The 25963-nt window shown below is 71.8% G+C and carries 22 protein-coding genes; 9 read left to right on the forward strand and 13 right to left on the reverse strand.

Translation table 11 applies throughout. The features are described 5' to 3' along the window. Positions 1-89: 89 nt before the first annotated feature. The 11 genes from D3A59_RS17325 to D3A59_RS17375 form a co-directional block, all read right to left on the reverse strand. Positions 90-3260, reverse strand: coding sequence for an efflux RND transporter permease subunit (locus D3A59_RS17325; protein WP_119156519.1), 3171 nt, complete (start codon positions 3258-3260; stop codon positions 90-92). 10 nt (positions 3261-3270) lie between these two features. Next, positions 3271-4428, reverse strand: a complete 1158-nt coding sequence (locus D3A59_RS17330; RefSeq protein ID WP_119156521.1) for an efflux RND transporter periplasmic adaptor subunit — start codon at positions 4426-4428, stop codon at positions 3271-3273. After that, a complete protein-coding gene (locus tag D3A59_RS17335; RefSeq protein ID WP_240636102.1) occupies positions 4428-5045 on the reverse strand; it encodes a hypothetical protein in 618 nt (205 codons plus the stop codon). Before D3A59_RS17335 ends, D3A59_RS17330 begins: the two co-directional genes overlap by 1 nt. Further along, positions 5042-6292: a TolC family protein gene (locus tag D3A59_RS17340; protein ID WP_240636103.1), complete on the reverse strand. Its 1251-nt coding sequence runs from the start codon at positions 6290-6292 to the stop codon at positions 5042-5044. Before D3A59_RS17340 ends, D3A59_RS17335 begins: the two co-directional genes overlap by 4 nt. A gap of 81 nt (positions 6293-6373) precedes the next feature. Beyond that, positions 6374-6730 carry a hypothetical protein gene (locus D3A59_RS25465; protein WP_157991576.1) on the reverse strand — a complete coding sequence of 119 codons (357 nt, stop codon included), beginning with the start codon at positions 6728-6730 and terminating at the stop codon, positions 6374-6376. A 172-nt stretch (positions 6731-6902) separates the two neighbouring features. Further along, positions 6903-7742, reverse strand: a complete 840-nt coding sequence (locus tag D3A59_RS17350; protein WP_119156560.1) for an alpha/beta fold hydrolase — start codon at positions 7740-7742, stop codon at positions 6903-6905. Continuing rightward, a complete protein-coding gene (locus D3A59_RS17355) occupies positions 7742-8830 on the reverse strand; it encodes a branched-chain amino acid ABC transporter permease (protein ID WP_119156525.1) in 1089 nt (362 codons plus the stop codon). Before D3A59_RS17355 ends, D3A59_RS17350 begins: the two co-directional genes overlap by 1 nt. Positions 8831-8842: 12 nt before the next feature. After that, the gene (locus D3A59_RS17360) at positions 8843-9898 is read right to left on the reverse strand and encodes a branched-chain amino acid ABC transporter permease (protein ID WP_119156527.1); all 1056 of its coding nucleotides are present in this window, start codon (positions 9896-9898) and stop codon (positions 8843-8845) included. A gap of 17 nt (positions 9899-9915) precedes the next feature. Continuing rightward, positions 9916-10686, reverse strand: coding sequence for an ABC transporter ATP-binding protein (locus tag D3A59_RS17365; RefSeq protein ID WP_119156529.1), 771 nt, complete (start codon positions 10684-10686; stop codon positions 9916-9918). Continuing rightward, positions 10683-11441, reverse strand: a complete 759-nt coding sequence (locus D3A59_RS17370) for an ABC transporter ATP-binding protein (protein WP_119156531.1) — start codon at positions 11439-11441, stop codon at positions 10683-10685. The genes D3A59_RS17365 and D3A59_RS17370 overlap by 4 nt, the downstream gene beginning before the upstream one ends. An 82-nt stretch (positions 11442-11523) precedes the next feature. Next, positions 11524-12720, reverse strand: coding sequence for a substrate-binding domain-containing protein (locus D3A59_RS17375; protein WP_119156532.1), 1197 nt, complete (start codon positions 12718-12720; stop codon positions 11524-11526). Positions 12721-13129: 409 nt separating this feature from the next. Between D3A59_RS17375 and ilvD the strand changes: the two genes are divergently transcribed. After that, complete coding sequence (ilvD, locus tag D3A59_RS17380) at positions 13130-14833, forward strand: dihydroxy-acid dehydratase (protein WP_119156533.1); 1704 nt, start codon at positions 13130-13132, stop codon at positions 14831-14833. A gap of 13 nt (positions 14834-14846) precedes the next feature. On the opposite strand, the gene D3A59_RS17385 is transcribed toward ilvD, so the two are convergent. Further along, positions 14847-15761 (reverse strand): LysR family transcriptional regulator, encoded by a 915-nt coding sequence (locus tag D3A59_RS17385; protein WP_119156535.1) that lies wholly within the window; start codon positions 15759-15761, stop codon positions 14847-14849. Between the two features lie 291 nt (positions 15762-16052). On the opposite strand from D3A59_RS17385, the gene D3A59_RS17390 reads away from it, so the two are divergent. The 7 genes from D3A59_RS17390 to D3A59_RS17420 all read left to right on the forward strand — a co-directional run bounded on the left by D3A59_RS17390 (position 16053) and on the right by D3A59_RS17420 (position 25006). Beyond that, on the forward strand, positions 16053-18152 hold the full coding sequence (locus tag D3A59_RS17390; protein WP_119156537.1) for a bifunctional rhamnulose-1-phosphate aldolase/short-chain dehydrogenase: 2100 nt from the start codon (positions 16053-16055) through the stop codon (positions 18150-18152). 29 nt (positions 18153-18181) lie between these two features. Beyond that, positions 18182-19474 carry an L-rhamnose catabolism isomerase gene (gene rhaI / locus D3A59_RS17395; RefSeq protein ID WP_119156539.1) on the forward strand — a complete coding sequence of 431 codons (1293 nt, stop codon included), beginning with the start codon at positions 18182-18184 and terminating at the stop codon, positions 19472-19474. A gap of 15 nt (positions 19475-19489) precedes the next feature. Continuing rightward, on the forward strand, positions 19490-19804 hold the full coding sequence (rhaM, locus tag D3A59_RS17400; protein WP_119156541.1) for an L-rhamnose mutarotase: 315 nt from the start codon (positions 19490-19492) through the stop codon (positions 19802-19804). A gap of 4 nt (positions 19805-19808) precedes the next feature. After that, positions 19809-21218 carry an FGGY-family carbohydrate kinase gene (locus tag D3A59_RS17405; protein ID WP_119156542.1) on the forward strand — a complete coding sequence of 470 codons (1410 nt, stop codon included), beginning with the start codon at positions 19809-19811 and terminating at the stop codon, positions 21216-21218. A gap of 46 nt (positions 21219-21264) precedes the next feature. Then, on the forward strand, positions 21265-22377 hold the full coding sequence (gene bglB / locus D3A59_RS17410; RefSeq protein ID WP_119156544.1) for a beta-galactosidase BglB: 1113 nt from the start codon (positions 21265-21267) through the stop codon (positions 22375-22377). Positions 22378-22457: 80 nt separating this feature from the next. Next, the gene (locus D3A59_RS17415; RefSeq protein WP_119156545.1) at positions 22458-23765 is read left to right on the forward strand and encodes an ABC transporter substrate-binding protein; all 1308 of its coding nucleotides are present in this window, start codon (positions 22458-22460) and stop codon (positions 23763-23765) included. Continuing rightward, complete coding sequence (locus D3A59_RS17420) at positions 23765-25006, forward strand: Gfo/Idh/MocA family protein (protein WP_119156547.1); 1242 nt, start codon at positions 23765-23767, stop codon at positions 25004-25006. Before D3A59_RS17415 ends, D3A59_RS17420 begins: the two co-directional genes overlap by 1 nt. 3 nt (positions 25007-25009) lie before the next feature. Here the strand turns inward: D3A59_RS17420 and D3A59_RS17425 are convergent, their stop codons facing one another. Beyond that, complete coding sequence (locus D3A59_RS17425; protein WP_119156549.1) at positions 25010-25480, reverse strand: GNAT family N-acetyltransferase; 471 nt, start codon at positions 25478-25480, stop codon at positions 25010-25012. Between the two features lie 204 nt (positions 25481-25684). Here D3A59_RS17425 and D3A59_RS17430 point away from each other — a divergent pair. After that, on the forward strand, positions 25685-25963 hold a 279-nt coding region (locus D3A59_RS17430), incomplete at its 3' end, for a hypothetical protein (protein ID WP_205665223.1).

Genomic DNA, 25963 nt, shown 5'->3' on the forward strand with positions numbered 1-25963 from the left:
CGCAAGGGAATGGAACGAGGCGCACTTTGCAGGCAAAGACGGGCGGCGCCGCAGCAGCCCGCGGGTCAGGGATAGAGCGGTCGTGGGAATCAATAGGCCTCCCGGGCAGCCGATGGCATCGCGCCCTCGGCGTCCGCTGCCTCGATCAGGCGCCGGGTCGGCCGCTCGCCCACGAGCCAGTACGCCACCGGCGTCAGCAGCGTGTCAAGCAGCGTGGAGCTGACCAATCCACCGAAGATCACCACCGCCACCGGGTGCAGGATCTCCTTGCCCGGCGCGTCGGCGGCGAGCAGCAGCGGCACCAGCGCGAAGGCCGCGACCAGCGCCGTCATCAGCACCGGCGTGAGCCGCTCCAGCGACCCCCGCACGATCATCGGCTGGCCGAAGCTCTCGCCCTCCAGCCGGCACAGGTTGATGTAGTGGCTGACTTTCAGGATGCCGTTGCGCGTGGCGATGCCGGCCAGCGTGATGAAGCCGACCATCGACGCGACCGACAGCGTCACGCCCGCGATCCACATCGCGACCACGCTGCCGATGAGCGCGAGCGGGATGTTGGCCATGATGAGGCCGGCGAGCACGGCCGACCTGTAGCGCGAGTACAGCACCAGGAAGATCATCGCGAGCGACACGAGCGACAGGCCGACGATCAGCCTGGTGGCCTGCTCCTGCGCCTGGAACTGGCCCTCCAGGCTCACGAAGGTGCCCACGGGCAGCGCCGTCGCCGCAATCGCCGCGCGGATGTCGCCGATCACCCGGCCCATGTCGGAGCCGTCGGTGTTGGCATAGACGACGATGCGCCGCCGCCCGTTCTCGCGCCCGATCTGGTTCGGTCCGTCGCTCTCCTCCACCGTGGCGATCGCCGAGACCGGGATGCGGCCCGCGGGCGTGTCGATCAGCACGTTGGCCAGGTCCTGCGGGCTGCGGCGCTCGTCGGGCAGGCGCAGCACCAGGTCGTAGCGGCGCGCGCCGTCCACGATCTGCGCGCCGTGGGCGCCGTCGGTCAATGCCTGCAGCGTGCGCACGGCCTGCGCCGGCGTGATGCCGTACTGCGCGGCGCGCCGGTAGTCCAGCCGCACGCTGATCTGCGGGATCAGCACCTGCTTCTCCACCGTCAGGTCCACGAGGCCGGGCACGCCCGCGAGGCGCTGGCGCAGCTGTTCGGCCGTGCCGCGCAGGCCGTCGAGATCGTCGCCGTAGACCTTCAGCGCGATCTGCGCGCGCACGCCCGACAGCAGGTGGTCGAGCCGGTGCGAGATCGGCTGGCCGATCGCCACCGCCGCCGGCAGCGTCGAGAGCTGCGTGCGGATCGCCGCCATCACCTCCTCGCGGTCGCGTTCGGAGCGCCTGAGGTCCACGTCGATCTCGGCCGAGTGCACGCCCTCGGCATGCTCGTCGAGCTCGGCGCGGCCGGTGCGCCGGCCCACCTGCGTCACCTCCGGGACCTGCGCGATCAGCGTCTCGGCGACCGCGCCCATGCGGTTGGCCTCGGCCAGCGAGGTGCCGGGGTTGAACATCAGCGACAGCACGAGCGAGCCCTCGTTGAAGGCCGGCAGGAAGGCGCGCGGGAAGAAGGGCACCGTGGCCGCGGCGGCCGCCACCGCGAGCGTCGCCACCGCGATCAGCGCCTTGGCGCGCGGGAAGGACCAGGCCAGCAGCCTCGCGTCCTGGCGCTTGAGCCAGGCCACCAGCGGGCTGTCGCCGTGGTCGAGCCGCTTCATGCGCGGCAGCAGGTAGCTGCACAGCACCGGCGTGACCGTCATCGACACGAGCATCGACGCGAGGATCGAGACGATGTAGGCGATGCCGAGCGGCGTGAACAGCCGCCCCTCGATGCCCGGCAGCGCGAACAGCGGCACGAACACCAGCACGACGATCACGGTCGCGTAGACGATCCCCGAGCGCACCTCGACGCTCGCCTGCCGCACCACCTCCAGCACCGGCAAGGGATTCGCGAGCGCGTAGTTCTGCTTCAGGCGCCGCAGGATGTTCTCCACGTCCACCACCGCGTCGTCCACCAGCTCGCCGATCGCGATCGCGAGGCCGCCGAGCGTCATCACGTTGATCGACAGGCCGAACCCGCGGAAAACGAGCGCCGTGACCGCGAGCGACAGCGGGATCGCGACGAGCGAGATCAGCGTCGTGCGCGCCGACAGCAGGAAGGCGAACAGCACGATCGCCACCATGATCGCGCCGTCGCGCAGCGCCTCGGTGACGTTGCCGACCGAGGCCTGGATGAAGTCGGCCTGGCGGAACAGCACGCGCGGCGCGCTCAGGCCCGGCGGCAGGCCCTGCTTGAGCTCGCCGAGCGCGGCCTCGATCTCGCGCGTGAGCTGCACGGTGTCGGCCGCCGGCTGCTTCTGCACGCTGAGGATGACGGCCGGCGCGCCGTTGTAGCCCGCGTCGCCGCGCTTGAGGCCCGCGGCGAAGCCGACCTTCGCGACCTGCTCCAGCAGCACCGGCCGGCCGTCGCGCCACGCGACGGGCAGGCCGGCCAGGTCCTCGACCCGGTGGGTGCGCGCGAGGTGGCGGATCAGGTACTCGCGGCTGTTGAGGTCGATGAAGCCGCCGCCGGCGTTGCCGGAGAAGCCGCGCAGCGTCTGCTCGAGCTGGTCGAGCGTGACGCCGAACTGGGCCATGCGCGCCGGGTCGGGTTCCACCCGCAGCTGCCGTACCTCGCCGCCGATCGGGATCACCTGCGAGACGCCGGGGATGGACAGCAGGCGCGGGCGCAGCACGAAGTCGGCGTACTCGCGTGCCTGCATCGGCGTGGCGGCGCGGACACCTCCGGGCGAGTCGCCGTCCGGTGCGCTGCCGGGCTCGCCCAGCGGCAGCGCGATCAGCATGATCTCGCCCATGATCGAGGACACCGGGCCCATGATCGGAACGATCCCCTCGGGCAGCTGCTCGCGCGTGAGCGCGAGGCGCTCCGAGACGAGCTGCCGGTTGCGGTAGACATCGGTGCCCCAGTCGAACTCGGCATAGACGATCGACAGGCCCACGCCCGAGGTCGAGCGCACGCGCGTCACCCCCGGCATGCCGTTGAGGGCGGTCTCGACGGGGAAGGTGACGAGCTGCTCGACCTCCTCGGGCGCCATGCCGCCGGCCTCGGTGAGCACGGTGACCAGCGGCTTGTTGAGATCGGGGAACACGTCGACCGGCGTGCGCCAGGCCGAGAAGGCCCCCCAGGCCATCAGCAGCGCGGCGACGGCCAGCACGAACAGCCGGTTGGCCAGGCTGTAGCGGACGATCCAGTTGAACATCAGGCGGGCCTCACCGGATCTGGTTGACGAGCGGCGCGCCCTGCACGACGACGCGGTTGTCGGCGGAGAGGCCCCGGGTGACGATCACCGTGCGGGCGTCCAGCGGCTGGAAGACCACCGGCTGCGGCACGAAGCGCTCTGCACCCGCCTTGATCCAGACCACCGGCTCGTTGGCCGCGTTGCGCACGACGGCCTGCGCCGGCAGCACGATGCCCTCGACGCGGTCCTTCAGCCGCGCGAGCACCGTGACCGGCTGGCCCACGGCGAGCGCAGGAGGCGTCGCGCCAGCCTTCGCTTGCAGGCGGAAGGTCAGCGGCAGCAGCCCGTCGCGCAGGCTGCGGGAGGCGCCCACCAGGCGCAGCTCCGAGCCCTCGATGCCGGCGAGCGTGCCGCCCTCGATGCGCGCCGGCAGCGCCGGGTCGGCGGTGCCGGCCTCGACCAGCAGCCGGGCCGGATCGACGATCTCGAACAGCACCTCGCGGGCCTCGACCACCTGCCCGTTGAGCACCTCCGCCTTCGCGATCACGCCCGAGACGGGCGCCACGAGCGCTTCGCGGGCCTTGAGGCTGCCGCCGATGCCGCGCTCGCGCTCGCGCAGGCTCGCGAGCTCGGCCCTCGCCGCCTCGATCTCCTTGCGCGGCACCGTGCCCTCCAGCGCCTCGAGCCGCTGCACGCGCTGCTCGGCCACGGTTCGACTGGCCCGCAGCTCGGAGAGCTGCGCCTGCTGTCCCGCCTGCTCGTAGGGCTCGGCATGGTGGCGCACCCAGGCGAGCACCTGCCCCTTGCGCACCGTCTGGCCGGCCACCGGCAGGCCATTGGGCCCAGGCTCGATGCGCCCGCCGTGCATGGCCTGCACTCGGCCGCCGGCGTTCGGGTCGATCAGCACCCGGCCGTTGAGCGGGACGCTGGGGCCGGCCTCGGCAAGCGGCGCCAGCACGGTGCGGATCTCCATGCGCCGCTGCGCGAGCTTCGGGATGTTGACGCTGCCGTCCGGCAGGCGTGCGAGGCCCGAGGCGTTGGCGCTGGCGGCAGGAGCGTCGAGATGCTCGCCGTTGGGGCCGTGGGCCCCGGGGCCGGCGTGCGCCGCCGCGGCCATGAACAAGGCCATCCCTCCTGCCAGCGCACGCAGCGAGGCCGGGACGGCCTTCCATGAATCCTTGCGCTTCATCACGTCACCTCCCCGCCGTGGCGGCGGTCGGTCCGGCGGCGACGCCACCACAGCGCCCCGGCCAGCACGCCCAGGCCGGCGAGCGCTGTGGCGATCAGGGGAAGCGGAGAGACGTCGGCATGGACGTGGCCCTCCGTGGCTTCGCGAACGCTCAGGGTGCCGTCCAGCAGGTCGGCGTCGTCCCCCGCGATCACCGTGAAGACGAGCGCGTGCTCGCCGGGCTGCGACAGCGCCTGCACGAAAGCCTTGTCGTCGATGGCGTAGTCGCCGTGGTCGGCGTGGAAGCTTGCCGTGGCCTTGCGGTCGCCGGCCTCGACCTCGACCCGGGCGCCCAGCACCGGCTCGTTGGTCTCGTAGCGGTCGATCAGCAGCGACAGCTCGCTGCCGGAGAGCGTCGCGACCAGCTCGAACAGCTCGGAATGCGCTTCCAGCCGGGGGTGCGCCGCCGCCGGGGCCTGAGCCGCGGCCGGGGCATCCAGGTGCTCGCCGTTCGGGCCGTGGGCACCGGGGCCCGCGAGCGCAGGAAGGGTGGAAAACGAGAGGGCCGCGCCCAGCAGCAGGGCCGCGCAGGCGGGCCCGCCCCGGCGGCGCGGATCGGCAGGATGAAGGTGGGTCATGGCATCCGTCCCAGGGATTGATGGAGGCGGGCGCGGGCGAGGCCGAGCGCCGCGGACTGGCGGGAGACGTCGGCATCGGCTTCGGCAGCGGCCGCCAGCGCGCGCAACAGCTCGGGCAAGGCCGTCTCGCCGGCGCGGAAGGATTTGTCGATGAGCCGGGCCCGCTCCCGCAGCAGCTCGGCACGGGCCTGCGCCGCGGCGAGCTGCTGCTCGGCCGACTGCACTCCGGCGCGAGCCGTCTGCGTGTCGATCTCCAGGCGCTGGCGCAGCTGGTGCAGCTCGGCCTCCGCCACCTCGTGCTCGCTCAGCGCGGCCGCCTCCTCCACGCGGGTGCCGGCATCGATTCCCAGGGGAAGGCGCAGCGCGACCGCCAGGCTGCTCTCCCGGGCCTGGCCGCTGCCGGGCGTCTCCTGGCGTGCGCTGAACATGAGCTCGGGCGCCTCCCGCCGGCTTCGGCGCAGCGCCTCGAGCTGCCGGCGGGCGGCTTCGACACGCAGGGACGCGCGCAGCAGTTCCGGATGCGCGCTCACCTCCTCGGTGACCGAGGGGGGCTCGCCGGGGGCTTCCAGCGGCGGCAGCCCGGTCAGCTGCGTCCATTGCGCCTGCGCAGCAGTCAGTTCCTGGCCGGCCTGTGCGAGGGCGCCTTCCGCGCTCAGCTGTTCGCTGCGCGCGGCCAGGGCATCGCTGCGCGCCAGATCCCCGGCGGCAACGCGCCGGTCCACGTCATCCGCCAGTTGCCGCAGACTGCGCAGCTGCTCCTGGGCCAGCCGCAGGCCGGCCTGCCGGGCGACCAGGGCCCAGGCCGCCTCGCGGACTTCTCCGGCCAGCTGCAGCCGGGCGGAGCGCGTGGCGGCCTCGGCGGTAGAGGCTTGCGCATCGGCGGCGGCCAACCGGGCACCGCGCTGGCCGGGCCGCCACAGCGGCACGGCAAGACCCAGCTCGGTCTCCTTGTTGCCGGTGGCGCGGTGAAAACGGTCGTCGCGGTGCGAGAGCTCCACGGCCGGCGCCGCCGGCATCCAGCTCGATGCCGCCGCATGCGCGGCCCGGGCCAGCCGTTCGCGGCCCCGGGCGTCGCGCGCCGTCACGGCACGTTGCCAGGCCGCCTCGACGGCCTGCGCCAGTGTCGGGACAGGGGCCGGCGCCGGCTGCGCCGACACGGGCGCAGCCCAGATCGCGCCGGCCACGAGGCAGGGCGCGAGCCATCGTTCGATGTTCACGTTGTCTGGAAGGGGATGAAGCGTGGCCACCCGCGGGCGCGCTGCCGCCCGGCGGGCCGTTCGGCCACGGGAGATCCGGCACGCACGAGGCGAGCCGGGGCCGAGGCGAGGTCAGCCGCGAATGCGGGGAGGACGGCGCAGGCCTTCCAGGAAGGGCGCCGGGTGCAAGGAGGAATGCAGCGAGGGCGGCCCCTTGGAGGGCGGGAGGCTCGGCAGCCAGGTCAGCTCGGCGGGAAGCACACTGACCGAGTTCAGGTGGCTGTCGGCGTGCAGGTGCAGCAGGGATTCGACCGAGTCGTCCTCGTGGACGCTGCCGTCGTCGTGGTGGTGATGGGCCTCGCCCAGCCAGTGCGCCACGGCATGCGAGGCCTCGTGGACGCCGTGCTCGCACGCCGTGTCCGCAGCCCAGGCGAGGGACTGCCAGGGCAGCAGGGCGACGAGGAGCAGGGCGGCGAGCCAGCGGGGCATCGGCGGATTCTAGGAGATCGCGGATCCCCGCCTGCCCGGCGGCCTCGTGTCCGCGCGCCGCCGCGGGGCAAGGGCCTTCGTGCCGAGGCCGGCTGCGGCCGGACGCAGGTCACCGCAGCAGCCGGGCCTGTGCGTCCTGACGCGCCGCTGCGCATGCAGCCCCGCCAGGGCCTCAGCCGGCGCCGAGGAAGCGCTCGATCAGCTCCAGCTGCGACGGCACGTTGAGCGCCGGCGCGTGGCCGCAGCCGGGAATCGTGACCACCACCGCGCGCGGGCCGCGCGTGCGCATCTCCTCCACCGTCTCCGGCAGCAGCAGGTCGGAATGCTCGCCGCGCAGGCACAGCACCGGGATGTCCAGGCTGTCGTAGGCCTCCCACAGCTCGTAGTCGCGCGGATGGTGCACGAACTGCGAGACCATCGCCGGGTCGTAGTGCGGCGTGACGCGGCCATCGGGCAGGCGCCGCACCGAGGTCTCGGCCATGCGGCGCCACTGGGCGTCGGACAGCCAGCCGTAGGGCTTGTAGACGGTGCGCAGGAACTGCTCCAGCTCGCTGACGCGCTCGAAGGCGGGCGGGTTGCCGGCGTAGCTGCGGATGCGCTCGATCGCCGCGTCGGCGAGCTTCGGGCCGTTGTCGTTGAGCACGAGGCGGCGGATGCGCCCGCGCAGGCTCGTCGCCGCGGCGAGCGTGCCGATCGCGCCGCCCATCGAGGTGCCGACCCAGTGGAAGCGGTCGAGGTCGAGCTGGTCGGCGAGCGCGGTGGCGAGCTGCACGTAGAACGCCATCCGGTACTCGTTGACCGGGTCCGGGCTCCATTGCGACAGGCCGCGGCCGATCGTGTCCGGGCAGATCACGCGGTAGCGCGCGGACAGGTGCTGCGCCAGCTCGTCCATGTCGCGCCCGGTGCGCGCGAGGCCGTGCCAGGCGACGACGGTCTCGGCGTGCTGGGCGCCCCATTCGGTGTAATGGATCTCGCGGCCGGCACAGGCCACGTAGTGCGAGGCGGGATGCATCATGCGGCGTCTCCCCGGGGAGCGGTTGGAAGGATGCGCTGGCGGAGCCGCCCGACGATGCCGCTCGGGAAGTGGTAGACGCACAGCACGAACAGCACGCCGAGCCACAGCAGCCAGCGGTCCGGCGAGATCAGCTCCGAGGCGAGCGGCACGCCCTCGACCGCGCCCGAGGCCAGGCGCATCAGGTCCTGCAGGTAGTTCTGCGCCAGCACGAACAGCACGCTGCCGATCACCGCGCCGTAGATCGTGCCCATGCCGCCGATCACGACGATCAGCAGGATGTCGAGCATGATCTCGAAGGACAGCGAGGTGTCCGGCCCGTTGTAGCGCAGCCAGAGCGCCAGCAGGCAGCCCGCGAGCGTCGCGAACAGCGCCGACAGCACGTTCGACATCGTGCGGTAGACCACGGTGCGGTAGCCGATCGCCTCGGCGCGGAAGTCGTTCTCGCGGATCGCCTGCAGCACGCGGCCGAAGGGCGAGTTCACGATGCGCAGCATCAGCAGCACCAGCGCGAAGGCGCAGGCGAACAGCAGGTAGTAGCTGATCAGCCGGCCGTCGATCAGCACGCCGAACACCTCGTTCTCGAAGGGCTCGAAGCTCGGGCTCAGCCACTCGGGCACGCGAAAAGTGAGCCCGTCCTCGCCGCCGGTGAACTCCGACAGCTGCGACGCGAGCGTCTGGAAGGCGGAGGCCACCGCGAGCGTGATCATCGCGTAGAAGATCGCCTTCACGCGCAGGCTGAACAGGCCGATCACGAGCGACAGCGCGAGCGACAGCAGCAGCGCGAGCACCGTGCCGACGCCGAGCGCCGCCCAGCCCTCGCCCATGCGGGTCGACGCGATCGCGACGCCGTAGGCGCCGATGCCGAAGAACATCGTGTGCGCGAAGCTGACGATGCCGGTGTAGCCGAGCAGCAGGTCGTAGCTCGCCACCAGCACGATGAAGATCAGGATCTTCGCCGCGACGTTGAGCGTCTTGCTGCCCGGCATCGCGAAGGGCACCAGCAGCAGCGCCAGCACGATCAGCACCAGCGCCGCCGCGAGCCACGGGCTGCGCGGCAGGTCGTGCGAGAGGAGTCGTCGAAGCATCGTCGGCCCCCTTCAGCGGTTGGTCACCGGGTAGAGGCCTTGAGGCCGCCACAGCAGCACCGCGACCATCAGCCCGATGTTGGAGAAGAGCGCGACCTTCGGCGCGAGGAAGCCCGTGTAGTTGGCCATCAGGCCGACGAGCAGCGCGCCGACGAAGCAGCCGAGCGTCGAGCCCAGGCCGCCGATGATGATGACGATGAAGAGCAGCACGTTGATCTGTGCGCCCATCTGCGGCACCACCATCTGCTGGTACAGGCCCCACAGCACGCCGCCGAGGCCCGCGAGTGCGGAGCCGACGACGAACACGCCGATGAAGAGGCGGCGGATGCGGTAGCCGAGGCTCTCGACCATCTCGCGGTCCTGCACGCCCGCGCGGATCAGCAGGCCGATCTTGGTGCGGTTGAGCAGGTAGAGCATCGCCGCGAGCACCACCGCGCCGATCACGACGGCGAGCAGGCGGTACTTCTCGATCGCCGCGTCGCCGAGCAGCAGCGAGCCGCGCAGCGCGTCGGGCAGCGGCAGCGGGATCTGCTGCGGGCCCCAGATCACCTTGATGATCTCCTCGCCGATGATCATGCCGCCCATCGTGATGAGGATCTGCTTGAGGTGCTGGCCGTAGACCGGGCGCACCACGACGCGCTCGAAGGCGTAGCCGATCGCACCGGCCACCGCCATCGCCACCGCCATCGCGGCGAACACCGCGACGAGGTTGCGCGCGAGCGAGGCCGAGGCGGTCCAGTCGGCCATGCCGCCGAGCACGCTGGTCGCGACGAAGGCGCCGAGCGCTATGAACACGCCGTGGCCGAAGTTCAGCACGTCCATCAGCCCGAACACGAGCGTCAGGCCCGAGGCGATGATGAAGACGATCATGCCCATCGCGAGACCGGCGACGGTCAGTGTCAGCCAGGTCGGCACCGAGCCGACCAGCGGCAGCGCGCCGAGCGCGAGCGCGGCCACGAGCAGCAGCGGGACGAAGTCGAAACGGGTGCGCGGCACCGGCGCGGCAGCCGGCGACGCACTGGGGGGCGAGGTGGCCGGGGCCGGGCTCGCCACGGTGGCGGTGTCCATGGGCTGTCTCCTGGGGATCACTGATGGGCGTCGAGCGACAGCCCGAGCAGGCGCTGCTGCAGGGCCTCGTCCTCGACGAGCTCGGCCATCGCGCCGCGGTGCACCACCGCGCCGTCGTCCATCACGGCGACCGTGTCGCCGAGCGCGCGCGCCATGCCGAAGTTCTGCTCGACGAGCAGGACGGTGGTCTGCGTGCTTTTCAGCTCGCGCAGCGCGCCGATCAGGTTCTGGATGATCGCGGGCGCGAGGCCCTTGCTCGGCTCGTCGATCAGCAGCAGCTTGCGCGGCTCGACGATCGCGCGCGCGACCGACAGCATCTGCTTCTGCCCGCCCGAGAGCTTGCCGGCCGGATACAGCCAGAACTTCTTCAGCGCCGGGAACAGGCCGAAGATCCAGTCGAGGCGCTGCGCGTCGAGATCGTCCGCGGTGCGGGCCGAGCGCGCGGCGAGCAGCAGGTTCTCCTTGACCGTCAGGTCGCCGAAGATGCCCATGCTCTCGGGCACGTAGGCGATGCCGCGCTGCGCGATGTCGGGCGTCGCGAGGCGCCGCTCGGGCCCGCCGATCGTCTCGCCATCGAAGGTGACGCGGCCGCGGCTCGCCGGCCACAGGCCCATGATCGTGCGCAGCGTCGTGGTCTTGCCGGCGCCGTTGCGGCCCAGCAGCATCGTCACCTGCCCGCGCGGCACCTCGAAGTCGACGCCGTGCAGGATGTGGTAGGCGCCGATGTGGGTGTGCACGCCCTCGAGGCGCAGCAGCGGCGCGGCGCGGCTCGCGTTCTGCGCGCTCATGCCGCGGCCTCCACCGGGACGGTGCCCATGTAGGCGCTCTGCACGACCGGCAGCGCCATCACGCGCGCGGGGTCGCCGTCGGCGAGCAGCTCGCCGTTGTGCAGCACGATGATGCGGTCGGCGAGCTCGCGCACCACGTCCATCTTGTGCTCCACGAGCAGGATGGTCTTGTCGCGCCGCTTCTTCAGCGCGCGGATCAGGTCGAGGATCACCGGCACCTCGTCGACGCTCATGCCGGCGGTCGGCTCGTCGAACATGTAGACCTTCGGGTCCAGCGCCATCATCAGCGCCACCTCCAGCTTGCGCTGGTCGCCGTGCGGCAGGCTCGACGCGTGGGCCTGCGCCTTGTCGGCGAGGCGCACGGCCTCGAGCACCGCATGCGCCTCGTCGATCAGCTGCCGGTGGTCGAGCCACACGCTCAGCAGCTTCAGGCCGCCGCCGTGGCGCGACTGCACCGCCAGGCGCACGTTCTCGAGCACGGTCAGGTTCGGGAACAGCTGCGTGAGCTGGAAGGCGCGGCTGAGCCCGCGGCGCGTGCGCAGCGGCGCGGGCAGCCGCGTGATGTCCTCGCCGTCGAGGTGCACCGAGCCGCTGCTCGCCCTGAGCTGGCCGGAGATCAGGTTGAAGTAGGTGGTCTTGCCGGCGCCGTTCGGGCCGACGATGGCGGTCAGCTGCCCGGGCCTGAAGGCGCAGCTGACGCGGTCCACCGCGACATGGCCGCCGAAGCGGATCGTGAGGTCTCGGGTCTCGAGCACGGAAGGGTCCCCCAGGGGCGCCGCGGCGCGGCCGACAGACGCCCGCGGCACGCGCCGCGGGCTCGCAAGGCGAGGCGCTCGCTCAGCGCTTGTTGCGCACCGGCACCACCATCTCCTCCGGCTTGATCTCGCGCACCAGCTCCGGCACGCCCCAGGGGAAGGCGGGGTCGACCTTGACCTTGAAGTGGTACATCGACTGCATCGCCTGGTGGTCCTCCGGCCGGAAGGTCATGCGGCCCTTCGGCGTCTCGAAGCTCATGCCCTCCATCGTCTTGATGAGCTTGTTGGTGCTGGTGTCGCCGCCGGTCTTCTTCAGCGCCTCGACCACCGCGATCGCCGCGGACATGCCGCCCGCGGTGAAGAAGTCGGGCGGGGTCTTGTACTTGCTGTAGTGGTTGGACACCAGCCACTCGTTGACCGGGTTCTTCGGGATGCCGAAGTAGTAGTAGGTCGCGCCCTCCATGCCGGGGAACTGCTTGTAGGAGGTCATCGCCGGCAGGATGTTGCCGCCGGTGGCGATCTCGATGCCGTGGCGCTTCGGGTCGAGGTCGGCGATCTTGAACGGGTTGCCCGCGCCGGCCCAGATGATGAAGATCACCTTGCGGCCGGGCTGGTCCTTGAGCTTGTCGAAGAGGCGCTGCGCGCCGGCGGTGAAGTCGGTGGTGCTGGTCGGCAGGTACTCCTCGTGGACGATCTTCGCCTTCTTGAGCGCACCCTTGAAGGCGGCCACGCCGTCGCGGCCGAAGGCGTAGTCCTGCGCCAGCGTCGCGATCGTCACGCCCTCCTTGTCCAGCGCCACCGCGTTCGAGATCGCGTCCTGCGAGCTGTTGCGGCCGGTGCGGAAGATGTACCTGTTCCACTTGTCGCCGGTGATCGAGTCCGCCACCGCGGGCTCGACCAGCAGGATCTTCTTGTACTCCTCGGCCACCGGCAGCATCGCCAGCGCCACGCCCGAGGAGGTGGGGCCGACCGCGATGTCGGCCTTGTCGTCGCCGTAGGCGGCGGCGAGCAGCGACTTGCCGACGTCGGGCTTGCCCTGGTCGTCCTTCTCGATCACGACGAGCTTCCTGCCCGCCACCGTCATCGTGCCCTGCGTGGCGTAGTCCAGGCCCATCATGAAGCCGGTGGCGGTCTGCTTGCCGTAGGCCTCGAGCGGACCGGTCTTGCTGTAGATGTGCGCGATGCGGATTTCCTTGGCCTGCTGGGCCTGCGCGATACCGCTGGCGGCGAGCGCTACGGCCAGGCCGAGGAAGGTGCGGCGAACGAATGGGACGTGCATGGTGTCTCCTGGTCGATGTTGCGGGCGCTCGGTGGGCGCCGACCGTCGCTGCAATGGGAACGGTCCGCCAGCGCTTTCGCAAGAGCGGTGCCAGTCCCGGCTCTCGATTGCAAGTGGTTGACCCGAAAGGACTTTCCTGTCCGGCGTGCGGGTTGACCCGCGGCTTGCGGCGAGGGGGACTGTCTGCCCGCCGAGCAGGGTTTCCCCCGGGGGTGTGTCCGATTTCCGGACGAGTGTCCGGAAGTCGTGCAGCGGCGCGGCATCCCGATTGCTGCGAGCGGCATTCATCGCCGCCCCAAGGGAGGCTGCCGGCAGGGTCAATCACGCCTGGCGCGCACGGGCGGGCCTATCGTGAGGTCCGGCCGGCAGGCGCTTGCCTGCGGCGATCCCCCGCACAGGAGACAGACCGATGGCCGAGACCCCGAAGATCAACCGCCGCTCCGCGAACATCACCGAGGGCGTGGCGCGCGCACCGAACCGCTCGATGTACTACGGCATGGGCTACCAGCCGACCGACTTCGGCAAGCCGATGATCGGCGTCGCCAACGCCCACTCCACCATCACGCCCTGCAACTCCGGCCTGCAGCGCCTCGCCGACGCGGCGGTCGAGGGGCTGCGCGCCGCCGGCGCGAACCCGCAGGTCTTCGGCACGCCGACGATCAGCGACGGCATGGCGATGGGCACCGAGGGGATGAAATATTCGCTCGTGTCGCGCGAGGTGATCGCCGACTGCGTCGAGACCTGCGTCGGCGGGCAGTGGATGGACGGCGTGCTCGTGATCGGCGGCTGCGACAAGAACATGCCGGGCGGCATGATGGGCATGCTGCGCGCCAACGTGCCGGCAATCTACGTCTACGGCGGCACGATCCTGCCCGGGCGCTACAAGGGCGAGGACCTCAACATCGTCAGCGTCTTCGAGGCGGTGGGCCAGTACAGCGCCGGTCGCATGAGCGACGAGGACTTCCGCGAGATCGAGCGCCGCGCCATTCCCGGCAGCGGCTCCTGCGGCGGCATGTACACCGCCAACACGATGAGCTCGGCCTTCGAGGCGCTCGGCATGAGCCTGCCGTACTCGAGCACGATGGCCAACGTCGAGGACGAGAAGCTCGAGAGCACGCGCGAGAGCGCGCGCGTGCTGGTCGAGGCGATCCGCCGCGACCTGAAGCCGCGCGACATCGTCACGCGCGAGTCGATCGAGAACGCCGTCTCCGTCATCATGGCTACCGGCGGCTCGACCAACGCGGTGCTGCACTTCCTCGCCATCGCGCATGCGGCCGGGGTGGACTGGTCGATCGACGACTTCGAGCGCGTGCGCCGCCGGGTGCCGGTGATCTGCGACCTCAAGCCGAGCGGGAAGTACCTCGCGATCGACCTGCACCGCGCCGGCGGCATCCCGCAGGTGATGAAGCTGCTGCTGAACGCCGGACTGCTGCACGGCGACTGCATGACGATCACCGGCCGCACGCTCGCCGAGACCCTCGCCGACGTGCCCGACGCGCCGCGCGCCGACCAGGACGTGATCCGGCCGGTCGACGCGCCGATCTACGCCGAGGGCCACCTCGCGATCCTGCGCGGCAACCTCGCCACCGAGGGCGCGGTGGCGAAGATCACCGGGCTGAAGAACCCGGCGATCACCGGGCCGGCGCGCGTCTTCGACGACGAGCAGTCGGCGCTGGAGGCGATCATGGCCGGGCGCATCCGGGCCGGTGACGTGATGGTGCTGCGCTACCTGGGCCCGAGGGGCGGCCCCGGCATGCCGGAGATGCTCGCGCCCACCGGCGCGCTGATCGGCCAGGGCCTGGGCGAGAGCGTCGGGCTGATCACCGACGGGCGCTTCTCCGGGGGCACCTGGGGCATGGTGGTGGGCCACGTCGCGCCCGAGGCGGCGGCCGGCGGCACGATCGCGCTGGTGCAGGAGGGCGACCGCATCACGATCGACGCGCGCCGGCTGCTGCTGGAGCTGCACGTGAGCGACGAGGAGCTGGTGCGCCGCCGCGCTGCGTGGACGGCGCCGCCGCCGCGCTACACGCGCGGCGTGCTGGCGAAGTTCGCGTTCAACGCGTCGAGCGCGAGCTCGGGCGCGGTGCTGGACCGCTTCGAGCGCGGCGGCTGAGGCGCCGCCTTGCTCACAGGCTGCGGCAGGCGGCCAGTTCGGCGCCGCGCTCGACGACGAACTGGCGGAAGCGCGCGTTCAGGCCGCCCAGCGCCTGGTTGCGCCGCTGCAGGAAGCACCAGTCCAGCCATTTCGGCATGCCGACGACGTCGAGGACCACGAGCCGGCCGGCGTCGAGCTCGACCTGGATCGCGTGCGCCGACATGAAGCTGATGCCCATGCCCGCCATCACGGCCTGCTTGACCGTCTCGTTGCCCGCGAGCTCCAGCGTGACGTTGACCTGCAGCGACTGCGCCTGCAGCAGGTGCTCCAGGAAGAGCCGCGTCGCGGAGCCGGCCTCGCGGAAGATGAAGGGCTCGTCGCGCAGCGTCGTCCAGGCGATGCGCCGCGCCTGCGCGAGCGGGTGCGCAGGCGACGCGACGATGCAGTGCGGGTGGCGCGCGAAGCTCTCGGCCTCGACCTCGGCCTCGCCGGGCGGGTAGCCCGCGATCGCGATGTCGAGCCGGTGCTCCTTGAGCATCGCGAGGATCTCGTCGCGCCGGCCCACCGACAGCTTGAACCCCACCCCCGGCTCGCGTCGCGCGAACTCCGTCAGCATCCGTGGCGCGAAGTAGTTCGCCGTCGGCACCACGCCGAGGTGCAGCTGCCCGGCCGCACCGCCCGCCCGCCGTGACAGCGTTTCCTCGGCACGGCGCAGCTCGTCCAGCACGGCGCGCGCGTGGGGCAGCAGCGCGCGGCCCGCGTCGCTGAGCCCCGCGCCGCGCCCGCGCCGCTCGACCAGCGGCACGCCGAGCTCCTGCTCGAGCTGGCGCAGCAGCATCGATGCGGCCGGCTGGCTGATGCCGAGCGCGTCGGCCGCGGCGGTGACGCTGCCGCTGTCGGCGAAGGCGACGAGGCCGCGCAGCTGGCGCAGTGACAGGTCCTTCATCGGGACGCCCCCGTTGCCGGGCGCCCCTGGCCTCCGGAGCAACCCCGTGGGAGGGCGCGCTTGCCGGCCGCGCCCGCTGGCGGCTGCGCTCGGTGTTTTCCCGGGCTGACGCCCCCTTGTCCGGCCCCGTCGGCGGTCTCGGGGCGGCAGGATCGCGATGCCGTGGGAGCTGGGAGAAGATTCATAAGCCCGAATTATGTTTTGAATAAGAATCTCGCGATGGATCTTATGTGTCGGCTTGCCTAAATTTCGCTCCACGCCAACGCCAACCGAGACACAGGAAACGACTCCATGACGCCTTCCGCCGCCGACTTCCCGCGCTGGGACGAGCAGCACGCCCGCTCGCTCGACGAGCCCGCGCTGCTGCTGTACCGCTCCAACCTGCTCGGCTCCGACCTGCGCATCACCAACTACGGCGGCGGCAACACCTCCGCCAAGCTCGTGCAGCGCGACCCGCTCACGGGTGCCGACACCGAGGTGCTGTGGGTCAAGGGCTCCGGGGGCGATCTCGGCTCGATGAAGCTCGACGGCTTCGCGACGCTCTACCTCGACAAGCTGCACGCGCTCGAGGGGCTGTACCGCGGTCCGGAGCACGAGGACGAGATGGTCGGCTACCTGCCGCATTGCACCTTCGCGCTGAACCCGCGCGCGGCGAGCATCGACACGCCGCTGCACGCCTTCCTGCCCTACCGCCACGTCGACCACATGCACCCCGACGCGGTGATCGCGATCGCCGCGACCGAGCGCAGCGAGGCGCTGACGCGCCAGGTCTTCGAGGGCAGCGTCGGCTGGCTGCCGTGGCGCCGCCCCGGCTTCGAGCTCGGCATGATGCTCAAGCGCTACGTCGCGGCGAACCCCGGGCTGCGCGGCGTGGTGCTCGCCGGCCACGGCCTCTTCACCTGGGGCGACGACGCGAAAAGCTGCTACGAGAACACCGTCGGTGTGATCGCACAGGCCCAGGGCTGGCTCGAGCGCCAGCGCGCGGCCGGCCGCCGCCCGGCCTTCGGCGGGGCGCTGCACGAGAGCCTCGACGCGGCGGGCCAGGACGCGGTGCTCGCGCGGGTGCTGCCGGTGCTGCGCGGCCTCGCGTCGAAGTCCGGCCACAAGCTCGCGCACGTCGACCGCCAGGCCGCGGTGGTGGAGTTCGTCAACGGCGCGGAGCTGGAGCGGCTCGCCGCGCTCGGCACCTCCTGCCCCGACCACTTCCTGCGCACCAAGGTGCGGCCGATGATCCTGCCCGAGTCGGTCTACGCGCTCGAGGGCGAGGCGCTCGCGCAGGAGATCGGGGCGCGGCTGGCCGCCTATCGCGCCGACTACGCCGCCTACCACGAGCGCTGCCGCCGCCCGGACAGCCCCGCCGTGCGCGACCCGAACCCGGTGATCGTGCTGCTGCCGCGCATCGGCATGGTCTCGCTCGCCAGGGACAAGGCCACCGCCCGCATCGCGGCCGAGTTCTACGTCAACGCGATCAACGTGATGCGCGAGGCCGAGGGCGTGGACCGCTACGTCGGCCTGCCCGAGCAGGAGGCCTTCGACATCGAGTACTGGCTGCTCGAGGAGGCCAAGCTGCGCCGCATGCCGCCGGCCAAGCCGCTGGCGGGCCGCGCCGCGCTCGTCACGGGCGGCGCTGGCGGCATCGGCCGCGCGATCGCCGAGCGCTTCCTGTCCGAGGGCGCGTGCTGCGTGCTGCTCGACATCGATGCCGAGGCGCTGGCGCAGGCCGGCGAGGCGCTGCGCGCCCGCCACGGCCGCGACGCGGTGCGCACGGTGGCCTGCGACGTCACCGACGAGGGCTCGGTGCAGCGCGCCTACGTGCAGGCCGTGCTCGAGTACGGCGGCCTCGACATCCTGGTGTCGAATGCCGGCATCGCGTCGGCCGCGCCGATCGACGAGACCTCGCTCGCGCTGTGGACGCGCAACCAGTCCATCCTCGCCACCGGCTATTTCCTGGTCGGCCGCGAGGCCTTCCGCACCTTCAAGGCGCAGGGCATCGGCGGCTCCATCGTCTTCATCGCGAGCAAGAACGGGCTCGTCGCCAGCCCCCAGGCGAGCGCCTACTGCGCCGCGAAGGCCGCCGAGATCCAGCTCTCGCGCAGCCTCGCGCTCGAGGGCGCGCCGCTGGGCATCCGCTGCAACGTCGTGAACCCCGACGCGGTGATCCGCGGCAGCCGCATCTGGAGCGGCGACTGGAGCCGCGAGCGCGCCGCCGCGAACCGGATCGACGAGCAGCAGCTCGAGGCCTTCTACCGCGACCGCTCGATGCTCAAGCGCAGCGTCTACCCCGAGGACGTGGCCGAGGCCGCCTACTTCTTCGCGAGCGACCTCTCGGCCAAATCCACCGGCAACATCCTCAACGTCGACGCCGGTAACCTCGCCGCCTTCCCGCGCTGAACGACAACACGAACGAACAGGAGACGTCCATGAGCAGGACCGTGCTCGACCCGCACCAGGTCGAGGCCCACAACGCGACCCGCGCGGCCGATGTCCGCGCCGACTACGACGCGCTCGGCGAGCAGCTCGCGCGCCGCGGCATCGAGCTGGATGCGATCAAGGCCCGGCTCGCGGGCTTCGCCGTCGCTGTGCCGAGCTGGGGCGTCGGCACCGGCGGCACCCGCTTCGCGCGCTTCCCCGGCCCGGGCGAGCCGCGCGACGTGTTCGACAAGGTCGAGGACTGCGCGGTGATCCAGCAGCTGGTGCGCTGCACGCCCACCGTCTCGCCGCACTTCCCCTGGGACCGCTGCGGCGACTACCGCGAGCTGCGCGAGCACGCGGCGGCCCTCGGCCTGGGCTTCGACGCGGTGAACTCCAACACCTTCTCCGACCAGCGCGGCCAGCGCCTGTCCTACAAGTTCGGCAGCCTCACGCACACCGACGCCGCGGTGCGCCAGCAGGCGGTCGAGCACAACCTGGAGGTGATCGAGATCGGCCGCCAGCTCGGCAGCCGCGCGCTCACGGTGTGGGTCGGCGACGGCGCCAACTTCCCCGGCCAGCAGCACTTCGGCCGCGCCTTCGAGCGCTACCTGGAGAGCGCGCGCCGCATCTGCGCGGCGCTGCCGGCCGACTGGCAGATGTTCCTCGAGCACAAGCTCTACGAGCCCGCCTTCTACGCCACCGTGATCCAGGACTGGGGCTCGAGCCTGCTTGCGGCGCAGGCGCTGGGCGAGAAGGCGCGCTGCCTGGTCGACCTCGGCCACCACGCGCCCAACACCAACATCGAGATGATCGTCGCGCGGCTGGTGCACGCCGGCAAGCTCGGCGGCTTCCACTTCAACGACAGCAAGTACGGCGACGACGACCTCGACAGCGGCAGCGTCGACCCCTACCGGCTGTTCCTGGTCTTCAACGAGCTGGTCGAGGCGGCGCGCTCGCAAGGGCCCGACTTCCGCCCCGCCTACATGCTCGACCAGTCGCACAACGTGACCGACCCGATCGAGAGCCTGATGACGAGCGCGATCGCGGTGCAGCGCAGCCACGCGCAGGCGCTGCTGGTGGACCGCGAGGCGCTCGCCGGCTGGCAGGACGCCAACGACGCGCTGATGGCCACGCAGACGCTGCAGCGTGCCTTCCACACCGACGTCACGCCGCTGCTGCAGATGCTGCGCCTGGAGCGGGGAGGCGCGGCCGACCCGGTGGGCGCCTACCGCGCCAGCGGCTACCGCGCGCGCGTCGCGCAGGTGCGGCCCGCGGCGGGACCGAGCAGCGGCATCGTCTGAGCCGAGGGCGCGCCGATGGAGAAGATCGCCTTCCGCATGTTCCTGCACCCGGGCCGCGCGGCGGAGTACCGGCGGCGCCACGACGCGCTGTGGCCCGAGCTCGCCGCGCTGCTGCGCGAATCCGGCATCAGCGACTACAGCATCTACCTCGACGAGCAGCACCACGTGCTGTTCGCGGTGCTGCGCCGCCGCGCCGGCCATGCGATGGACGCGCTGCCGCAGCACCCGGTGATGCGCCGCTGGTGGGCGCACATGTCCGACCTGATGCGCACCCACCCCGACGGCTCGCCGGTGGTCGAGCCGCTGCCGCAGATGTTCCACCTGGACTGAGACGATGGCCGCCCCCGACGACCTGACGCTGGTGCTCGACATCGGCAAGACCCGCGCGAAGCTGCTGATGGTGGCCGAGGACGGCGGGCTGCGCGCGCGCCACGAGCGCGCCAACCGCAGCGTCGCGTCCGCGCTCGGCTACCCGGCGCTCGACGTGCACGGGATCGCCGCCTGGATCCGTGAAACGCTGGCCGCCTCGCCGCTGGCGGCGCGCTGCCGGCGCGCGATCGCGACGACGCACGGCGCGGCCCTGGTCGCGCTCGGCGACGAGGGCTTGGCCTGGGAGCCGCTCGACTACGAGTTCGACGGCCCGGACGAGCTGGCCGCCGAGTACGACGTGCGTCGCGACGCCTTCGAGCTCACCCTCGCGCCCGACCTGCCCGCCGGGCTCAACGCCGCGCGGCAGCTGCACTGGCTGCAGCGCCGCCACCCCGGCGCCTGGGCCCGCACCCGCGTGCTGCTGCCCTACGCGCAGTACTGGGCCTGGTGGCTGTGCGGGGTGGCGGCGAGCGAGCCCTCGTCGCTCGGCTGCCACACCCAGCTGTGGCAGCCGGCGCGCGAGCGTTTCTCGGACTTCGCGCAGGCCGAGGGCTGGGCCGCGCGCTTCGCGCCGGTGGTGCCGGCCTGGCAGGTGCTCGGCCGCGTCACGCCGGCGCGCGCCGCGCAGCTGGGCCTGCCGGCGGACTGCGAGGTCCACGCCGGCGTGCACGACAGCAACGCCTGCCTCGCCCGCCACCTGCGCAATCGCGCCGCGATGACGCTGCTGTCCTCCGGCACCTGGACCGTGGTGATGGCGCCCGGTGCGCCGCTCGACGGCCTGCGCGCCGCGGACGACATGCTCGGCAACGTCAGCGTGCTCGGCACGCCCACGCCCACCGCGCGCTTCATGGGCGGGCGCGAGTTCGAGCGGCTGCTCGACGGCGCACGGCCCGAGGCCGCGAGCCTGCAGGCGCTCGTGCGGCTCGTCGAGAGCGACACCGTGGCGCTGCCGGCCTTCTCCGAGCAGGGCGGGCCCTTCCGCGCGCGCCACGGCGAGGTCCGCCGCGGCGGGCAGGCGCTCGCCGGGCCGCTCTCGGCGCAGCTCGGCGAGGCCGCTCGCGCGACCCTCGCGGCGCTGTACTGCGCGCAGCTGAGCGCCACGCTCGTGACGCGGCTGCGCGGCGCCTCGCCGCTGGTGGTCGAGGGGCCGCTTGCGCACAACCCGGTCTTCCTCGGCGCGCTCGCCGCGCTGCTGCCCGGCCACGAGTGCTTCGCCAGCGAGGACGCCCTCGAGGGCACCGCGCGCGGCGCCTGGCTGCTGTCGCGCTGGAGCCGGCGCAAGACCTCGCCCGACGCGCTGTGCCGCGTCACCCCCTGTCCGGTGCCCGGCCTTATCCCCTACCACGCGCGCTGGCTGCAGGCGCTCGATTCCTGATCCTGCCTCCCGATTCCCCACCCCCACCGACACCGCTGCGAACGACATGGCCGCCAACTTCCCGACCTCCCACACCCCCGCCCAGCTGCACGGACTGATCCATCGCCTGGTGCACCGCCTCGTGCACATCGAGGACAGCGGCGGCGACTTCCTGCTGCGGCTCGACGACGGCCGCGTGATCGACACCAAGGGCTGGAACGACTGGGAGTGGACCCACGGCGTCGGCCTCTACGGCCTGCTGCGCTACCACCAGATCTCGCACGACGCGCAGGCGCTCGAGACGATGAAGTCCTGGTTCGCCGAGCGCTTCCGCGCCGGCACGCCGACCAAGAACGTCAACACGATGGCGGCGATGCTCACGCTCGCCCACCTCTACGAGCAGACCGGCAACAGCACCTACCGCCCCTACCTGGAGGTCTGGGCCGAGTGGGTGATGCACGAGATGCCGCGCACCGAGGAGGGCGGGCTGCAGCACATCGTCTTCAACAGCGAGAACCCGCAGCAGCTCTGGGACGACACGCTGATGATGTGCGTGCTGCCGCTGGCCAAGATCGGCCTGGTGCTGAACCGCCCGGCCTACGTCGAGGAGGCCAAGCGCCAGTTCCTGCTGCACGTGAAGTACCTCGCCGACACCCGCACCGGCCTGTGGTTCCACGGCTGGACCTTCGACGGGCGCCACAACTTCGCGCGCGCGCTGTGGGCGCGCGGCAACAGCTGGGTCACGATCGCGATCCCCGAGTTCATCGAGCTGCTGGAGCTGCCGCCCGGGGACCACCTGCGCGAGTTCCTCGTCGGCACGCTGCGCGCGCAGGCCGAGGCGCTGTGCCGGCTGCAGGACCGCGAGACCGGGCTGTGGCACACGCTGCTCGACGATCCCGCGTCCTACGTCGAGGCCTCGGCCACCGCGGGCTTCGCCTACGGCCTGCTCAAGGGCGTGCGCAAGCGCTACCTCGACGCGTCCTGCCTGCCCACCGCGCTGAACGCGGTGCGGGGCGTGATCGAGCACATCGACGAGCGCGGCGAGCTGCGCCAAGTGTCCTTCGGCACCGCGATGGGCTCCGACCTCGACTTCTACCGCCGCATCCCGCTGACCGCGATGCCCTACGGGCAGGCGATGGCGATGCTCTGCCTGACCGAGTACCTGCACCACTTCATCTGATCTTCCGAGCCCCCGGCGAGGGGCGGCCGACGACGACGAGAGACGACACCCCGACTGAGGGAACGAGAGGAGACCGAGACATGATCCGACGCAGAACCTTCCTGGCCGCAGGCGCCGCGGGCGCGCTGGCCGCAGGCGGCATCCCGGCGGCGCTGGCGCAGGGCGCGCCCGCCACGCTGCGCTTTTCCTGGTGGGGCGGCAACGAGCGCCACCAGCTCACGCTCAAGGCGATCGAGGCCTTCGAGGCCCGCCATCCCGGCGTGAAGATCAAGGCCGAGTACGGCGGCTGGCAGGGCTACCTGGAGCGGCTGACGACGCAGATCGCCGGCGGCACCGAGCCCGACGTGATGCAGCTCGACTGGGCCTGGCTGTCCATGTTCTCGAAGAACGGCGACGGCTTCCTCGACCTCGCGAAGCATCCGGCGCAGCTCGGGCTCGACCAGTTCGGCGAGGACGCGCTGCGCGTCGGCAGCGTCAAGGGCAAGCTCAACGCGCTGCCCGCGTCCTTCACCGCGCGCGTCTTCGTCTGGAACCGCAGCGCCTTCGACAAGGCCGGCCTGCAGATCCCGCGCACCTGGGACGAGCTGTTCGCGCTCGGGCCGCAGGTGCGCGCGAAGCTCGGCGACAAGGCCTACGTGCTCGACGGCGACGGCCTCGACATGCTGCTGCTCGCGCACACCTACGCGCAGCAGAAGCACGGCCAGCCCTACGTGCACCCGACCGAGCCGAAGGTGGCGATGTCGCCCGAGGCGGTGCGCGACTGGGTCGCGGCCTACAAGCGCATCACCAGCGACAACGTCGGCGTGCCGCAGCCCTACCGCGCCTCGCTCGGCGGCGCCGACAAGCCCACCGAGCAGCAGCCCGACTGGGTCAACGGCAACTGGCTCGGCTACTGCGCCTGGGACTCGGCGACGCGGCTGCGCACCGGTGCGCTCGCCGCCGGGCAGCAGGCCGAGATCGGCCCCTTCCTGACGCTGCCCGACGCGAAGTCCACCGGCATGCTCGGCCGCGCCGCGATGGTGCTGGCCGCGAGCCGCAACACGAAGCATCCGCAGCTCGCGGCGCAGTTCATCGGCTTCCTGCTCACCGACGCGGAGGCCTCGCGCATCCTCGTCAACAGCCGCGGCATCCCGCTGGCGCGCAGCCAGTTCCGCCAGCTCGTCGCCGAGAACCGCATCGGCGCCGTGGAGATGCAGGCCTACGAGCAGATCCGCCAGCTGCGCGAGGCGGGCAAGGTCACGCAGCCCTCGCCGCTGTTCGAGCACGCGCGGGTCAACAAGTTCGTGCGCGACGTCTTCGAGCAGGTCGCCTACGGCAAGGCGAACGAGGAGCAGGCCGCCGCCCGGCTGCTGGGCGAGGGCAACCTGCTGCTGGCGCGGGTGAAGTGATGGCGGCCGCACAGCCCGGAAAGCGGCGGCTGGCGCTGGTGGGCCTCGGCCACCGCGGCGTCGGCATGTGGGGGCGGGAGCTCGTCGCCGACTACCACCCCTGGATCGAGCTGGTGGGCCTGTGCGACAGCAACCCGCTGCGGCGCGAGCGCGCGCCGGCGACGATCGGCATCGAGGTGCCGGTCTACGCCGGGCTGGGCGAGATGCTGCGCGACACCCGGCCCGACACGGTGATCGTCTGCGTGCCCGACGACCTGCACGACGAGGCGATCGTGCAGGCGCTGGAGGCGGGCGCCGACGTCATCACCGAGAAGCCGATGGCGGTCACGGCCGCGCAGTGCCGCCGCATCCTCGACGCCGAGCGGCGCACCGGGCGACGCGTGGACGTGGCCTTCAACTACCGCTACACGCCGACCTTCGCGAAGGTGAAGGAGCTGCTGCTGTCGGGGGCGATCGGCGAGCTGCAGTCGGTGGACTTCCACTGGTACCTCGACGTGCAGCACGGCGCGGACTACTTCCGCCGCTGGCACGCGCGGCGCGACCGCTCCGGCAGCCTCTTCGTGCACAAGGCCTCGCACCACTTCGACCTGCTCAACTGGTTCGTGCAGGCGCGCCCGGCCGAGGTGTTCGCGCGCGGCGAGCTGCGCCGCTACGGCCGCCGCGGCCCCTTCCGCGGGCAGCGCTGCCGGGGCTGCGAGCACGCGGCGCGCTGCGAGTTCCACCTCGACATCGGGCAGGACCCCTGGCTGCACGGCCTGTACGAGGAGGCCTCGCGCCACGACGGCTACCTGCGCGACGCCTGCGTGTTCCGCGAGGAGATCGACATCCCCGACACGATGAGCGCCTGCCTGCGCTACGAGAGCGGCGTGCAGGTGAGCTACTCGCTCAACACCTACATGCCGATCGAGGGCTACCAGCTCGCGCTCAACGGCCTGCACGGCCGCATCGAGGTGCGCCAGCACGAGCGCCACCCGTGGCCGCAGCCGCCGGCCGACGAGATCCACGTGCTGCCCAACCGGGGCACTGCGACGCGGATCTGGGTGCCGCACGGGCCGCGCGGCCACTTCGGCGGCGACGCCGGCCTGCAGGACCGGCTGTTCAAGCCCGCGACGCCCGATTCCCTCGGCCAGCGCGCCGGTGCCGAGGCCGGGGCCTGGGCGGCGCTGTGCGGCGTCGCGGCGATGAGGAGCGTGGAGTCGGGCCGTTCCGAACCGGTGGCCCTGGGGACGGAAACGGACTGAGCGTCACGGCGTGCCGGCGGCGAGCCGCAGTTCCATCGGCACGAAGGCGAGGCCGCGCGTCTCGACGAGGGGTCCGGTCACGCGAAAGCCCAGGCGCTCGTAGAAGGGGAGCGCGGACCGGGTCGAATCGACCGTGAAGCGATCGCGATTGCCGGCCGCGAGCGCCGCCGCCTGCGCCTGCCGCCACAGCGCGCGGCCCGTGCCCCGACCCTGGAAGGCGGGGTCGACCGCGAGGCGGAAGAGGTGGCGGTGCTCCCTGATCGCGAGCATCCCGGCGAGGCGCGCTCCGGCGACCGCGACGTGGCAGACGACGTTCTCTGCCGTCAGGAAGCCCCGCACCGCCTCCGGCTCGAGCCCCTGCAGGAAGGCCTCGGCGCCGAGTCCTTGCGGATGCAGCGTGAAGGCAGGGGCGACGCGTTTGAGCAGCGCACTGATGTTCGCGGCATCGTCGGCCCGGGCAATGCGGATTTCCATCTTTTCCGATTCCTTGTCGTTGAATGGTCCCAATATGTGGGATGTCGAGTTGGATATTGTCCCGCAGACATTTCATTTCCTGCAGGTATTCAGTGTTCCAGTTTTTATGAAAATACGGGTAATCAGGGCTCCCGGAATCGGTTTCCGTTTGGGGAGAATCCGTGGCGGCCCCGGGCCGGAAAAAACCAGGAGTGGAGAAAACAAATGAAGTCGATTCATCGTTCCCTGACGCGATTCGTCCTGACGCTCGGCATCGTGGGCATGGGCAGCGCCGGCGTGCAGGCCGCGCCGCTGGTGGAAGGGCAGGAGATCCCGCTGTGGCCGGGTGCCGCGCCCGGCTCGGAGAAGCTCACCACCTCCGCCTACGTCACCGAGCGCAGCCGCAATCCCTACAGCCCCGACCGCATCATCCAAGGGGTGGTCAAGCCGGCTTTGTTGCACAAATGGCAGCGAGGGCGCCGGGCGGGGCGTGGCTTGACAGCG

This window comes from Caldimonas tepidiphila (genome assembly GCF_003569765.1).
Classification (GTDB): Bacteria; Pseudomonadota; Gammaproteobacteria; order Burkholderiales; family Burkholderiaceae_C; genus Caldimonas; species Caldimonas tepidiphila.

Excerpts from the sequence above, each read along its gene's own strand:
- D3A59_RS17325 (WP_119156519.1), bottom strand. The coding sequence starts at position 3,260 with ATGTTCAACTGGATCGTCCGCTACAGCCTGGCCAACCGGCTGTTCGTG.
- D3A59_RS17330 (WP_119156521.1), bottom strand. The coding sequence starts at position 4,428 with ATGAAGCGCAAGGATTCATGGAAGGCCGTCCCGGCCTCGCTGCGTGCG.
- D3A59_RS17335 (WP_240636102.1), bottom strand. The coding sequence starts at position 5,045 with ATGACCCACCTTCATCCTGCCGATCCGCGCCGCCGGGGCGGGCCCGCC.
- D3A59_RS25465 (WP_157991576.1), bottom strand. The coding sequence starts at position 6,730 with ATGCCCCGCTGGCTCGCCGCCCTGCTCCTCGTCGCCCTGCTGCCCTGG.
- D3A59_RS17350 (WP_119156560.1), bottom strand. The coding sequence starts at position 7,742 with ATGCATCCCGCCTCGCACTACGTGGCCTGTGCCGGCCGCGAGATCCAT.
- D3A59_RS17355 (WP_119156525.1), bottom strand. The coding sequence starts at position 8,830 with ATGCTTCGACGACTCCTCTCGCACGACCTGCCGCGCAGCCCGTGGCTC.
- D3A59_RS17360 (WP_119156527.1), bottom strand. The coding sequence starts at position 9,898 with ATGGACACCGCCACCGTGGCGAGCCCGGCCCCGGCCACCTCGCCCCCC.
- D3A59_RS17365 (WP_119156529.1), bottom strand. The coding sequence starts at position 10,686 with ATGAGCGCGCAGAACGCGAGCCGCGCCGCGCCGCTGCTGCGCCTCGAG.
- D3A59_RS17375 (WP_119156532.1), bottom strand. The coding sequence starts at position 12,720 with ATGCACGTCCCATTCGTTCGCCGCACCTTCCTCGGCCTGGCCGTAGCG.
- ilvD (WP_119156533.1), top strand. The coding sequence starts at position 13,130 with ATGGCCGAGACCCCGAAGATCAACCGCCGCTCCGCGAACATCACCGAG.
- D3A59_RS17385 (WP_119156535.1), bottom strand. The coding sequence starts at position 15,761 with ATGAAGGACCTGTCACTGCGCCAGCTGCGCGGCCTCGTCGCCTTCGCC.
- D3A59_RS17390 (WP_119156537.1), top strand. The coding sequence starts at position 16,053 with ATGACGCCTTCCGCCGCCGACTTCCCGCGCTGGGACGAGCAGCACGCC.
- rhaI (WP_119156539.1), top strand. The coding sequence starts at position 18,182 with ATGAGCAGGACCGTGCTCGACCCGCACCAGGTCGAGGCCCACAACGCG.
- rhaM (WP_119156541.1), top strand. The coding sequence starts at position 19,490 with ATGGAGAAGATCGCCTTCCGCATGTTCCTGCACCCGGGCCGCGCGGCG.
- D3A59_RS17405 (WP_119156542.1), top strand. The coding sequence starts at position 19,809 with ATGGCCGCCCCCGACGACCTGACGCTGGTGCTCGACATCGGCAAGACC.
- bglB (WP_119156544.1), top strand. The coding sequence starts at position 21,265 with ATGGCCGCCAACTTCCCGACCTCCCACACCCCCGCCCAGCTGCACGGA.
- D3A59_RS17415 (WP_119156545.1), top strand. The coding sequence starts at position 22,458 with ATGATCCGACGCAGAACCTTCCTGGCCGCAGGCGCCGCGGGCGCGCTG.
- D3A59_RS17420 (WP_119156547.1), top strand. The coding sequence starts at position 23,765 with ATGGCGGCCGCACAGCCCGGAAAGCGGCGGCTGGCGCTGGTGGGCCTC.
- D3A59_RS17425 (WP_119156549.1), bottom strand. The coding sequence starts at position 25,480 with ATGGAAATCCGCATTGCCCGGGCCGACGATGCCGCGAACATCAGTGCG.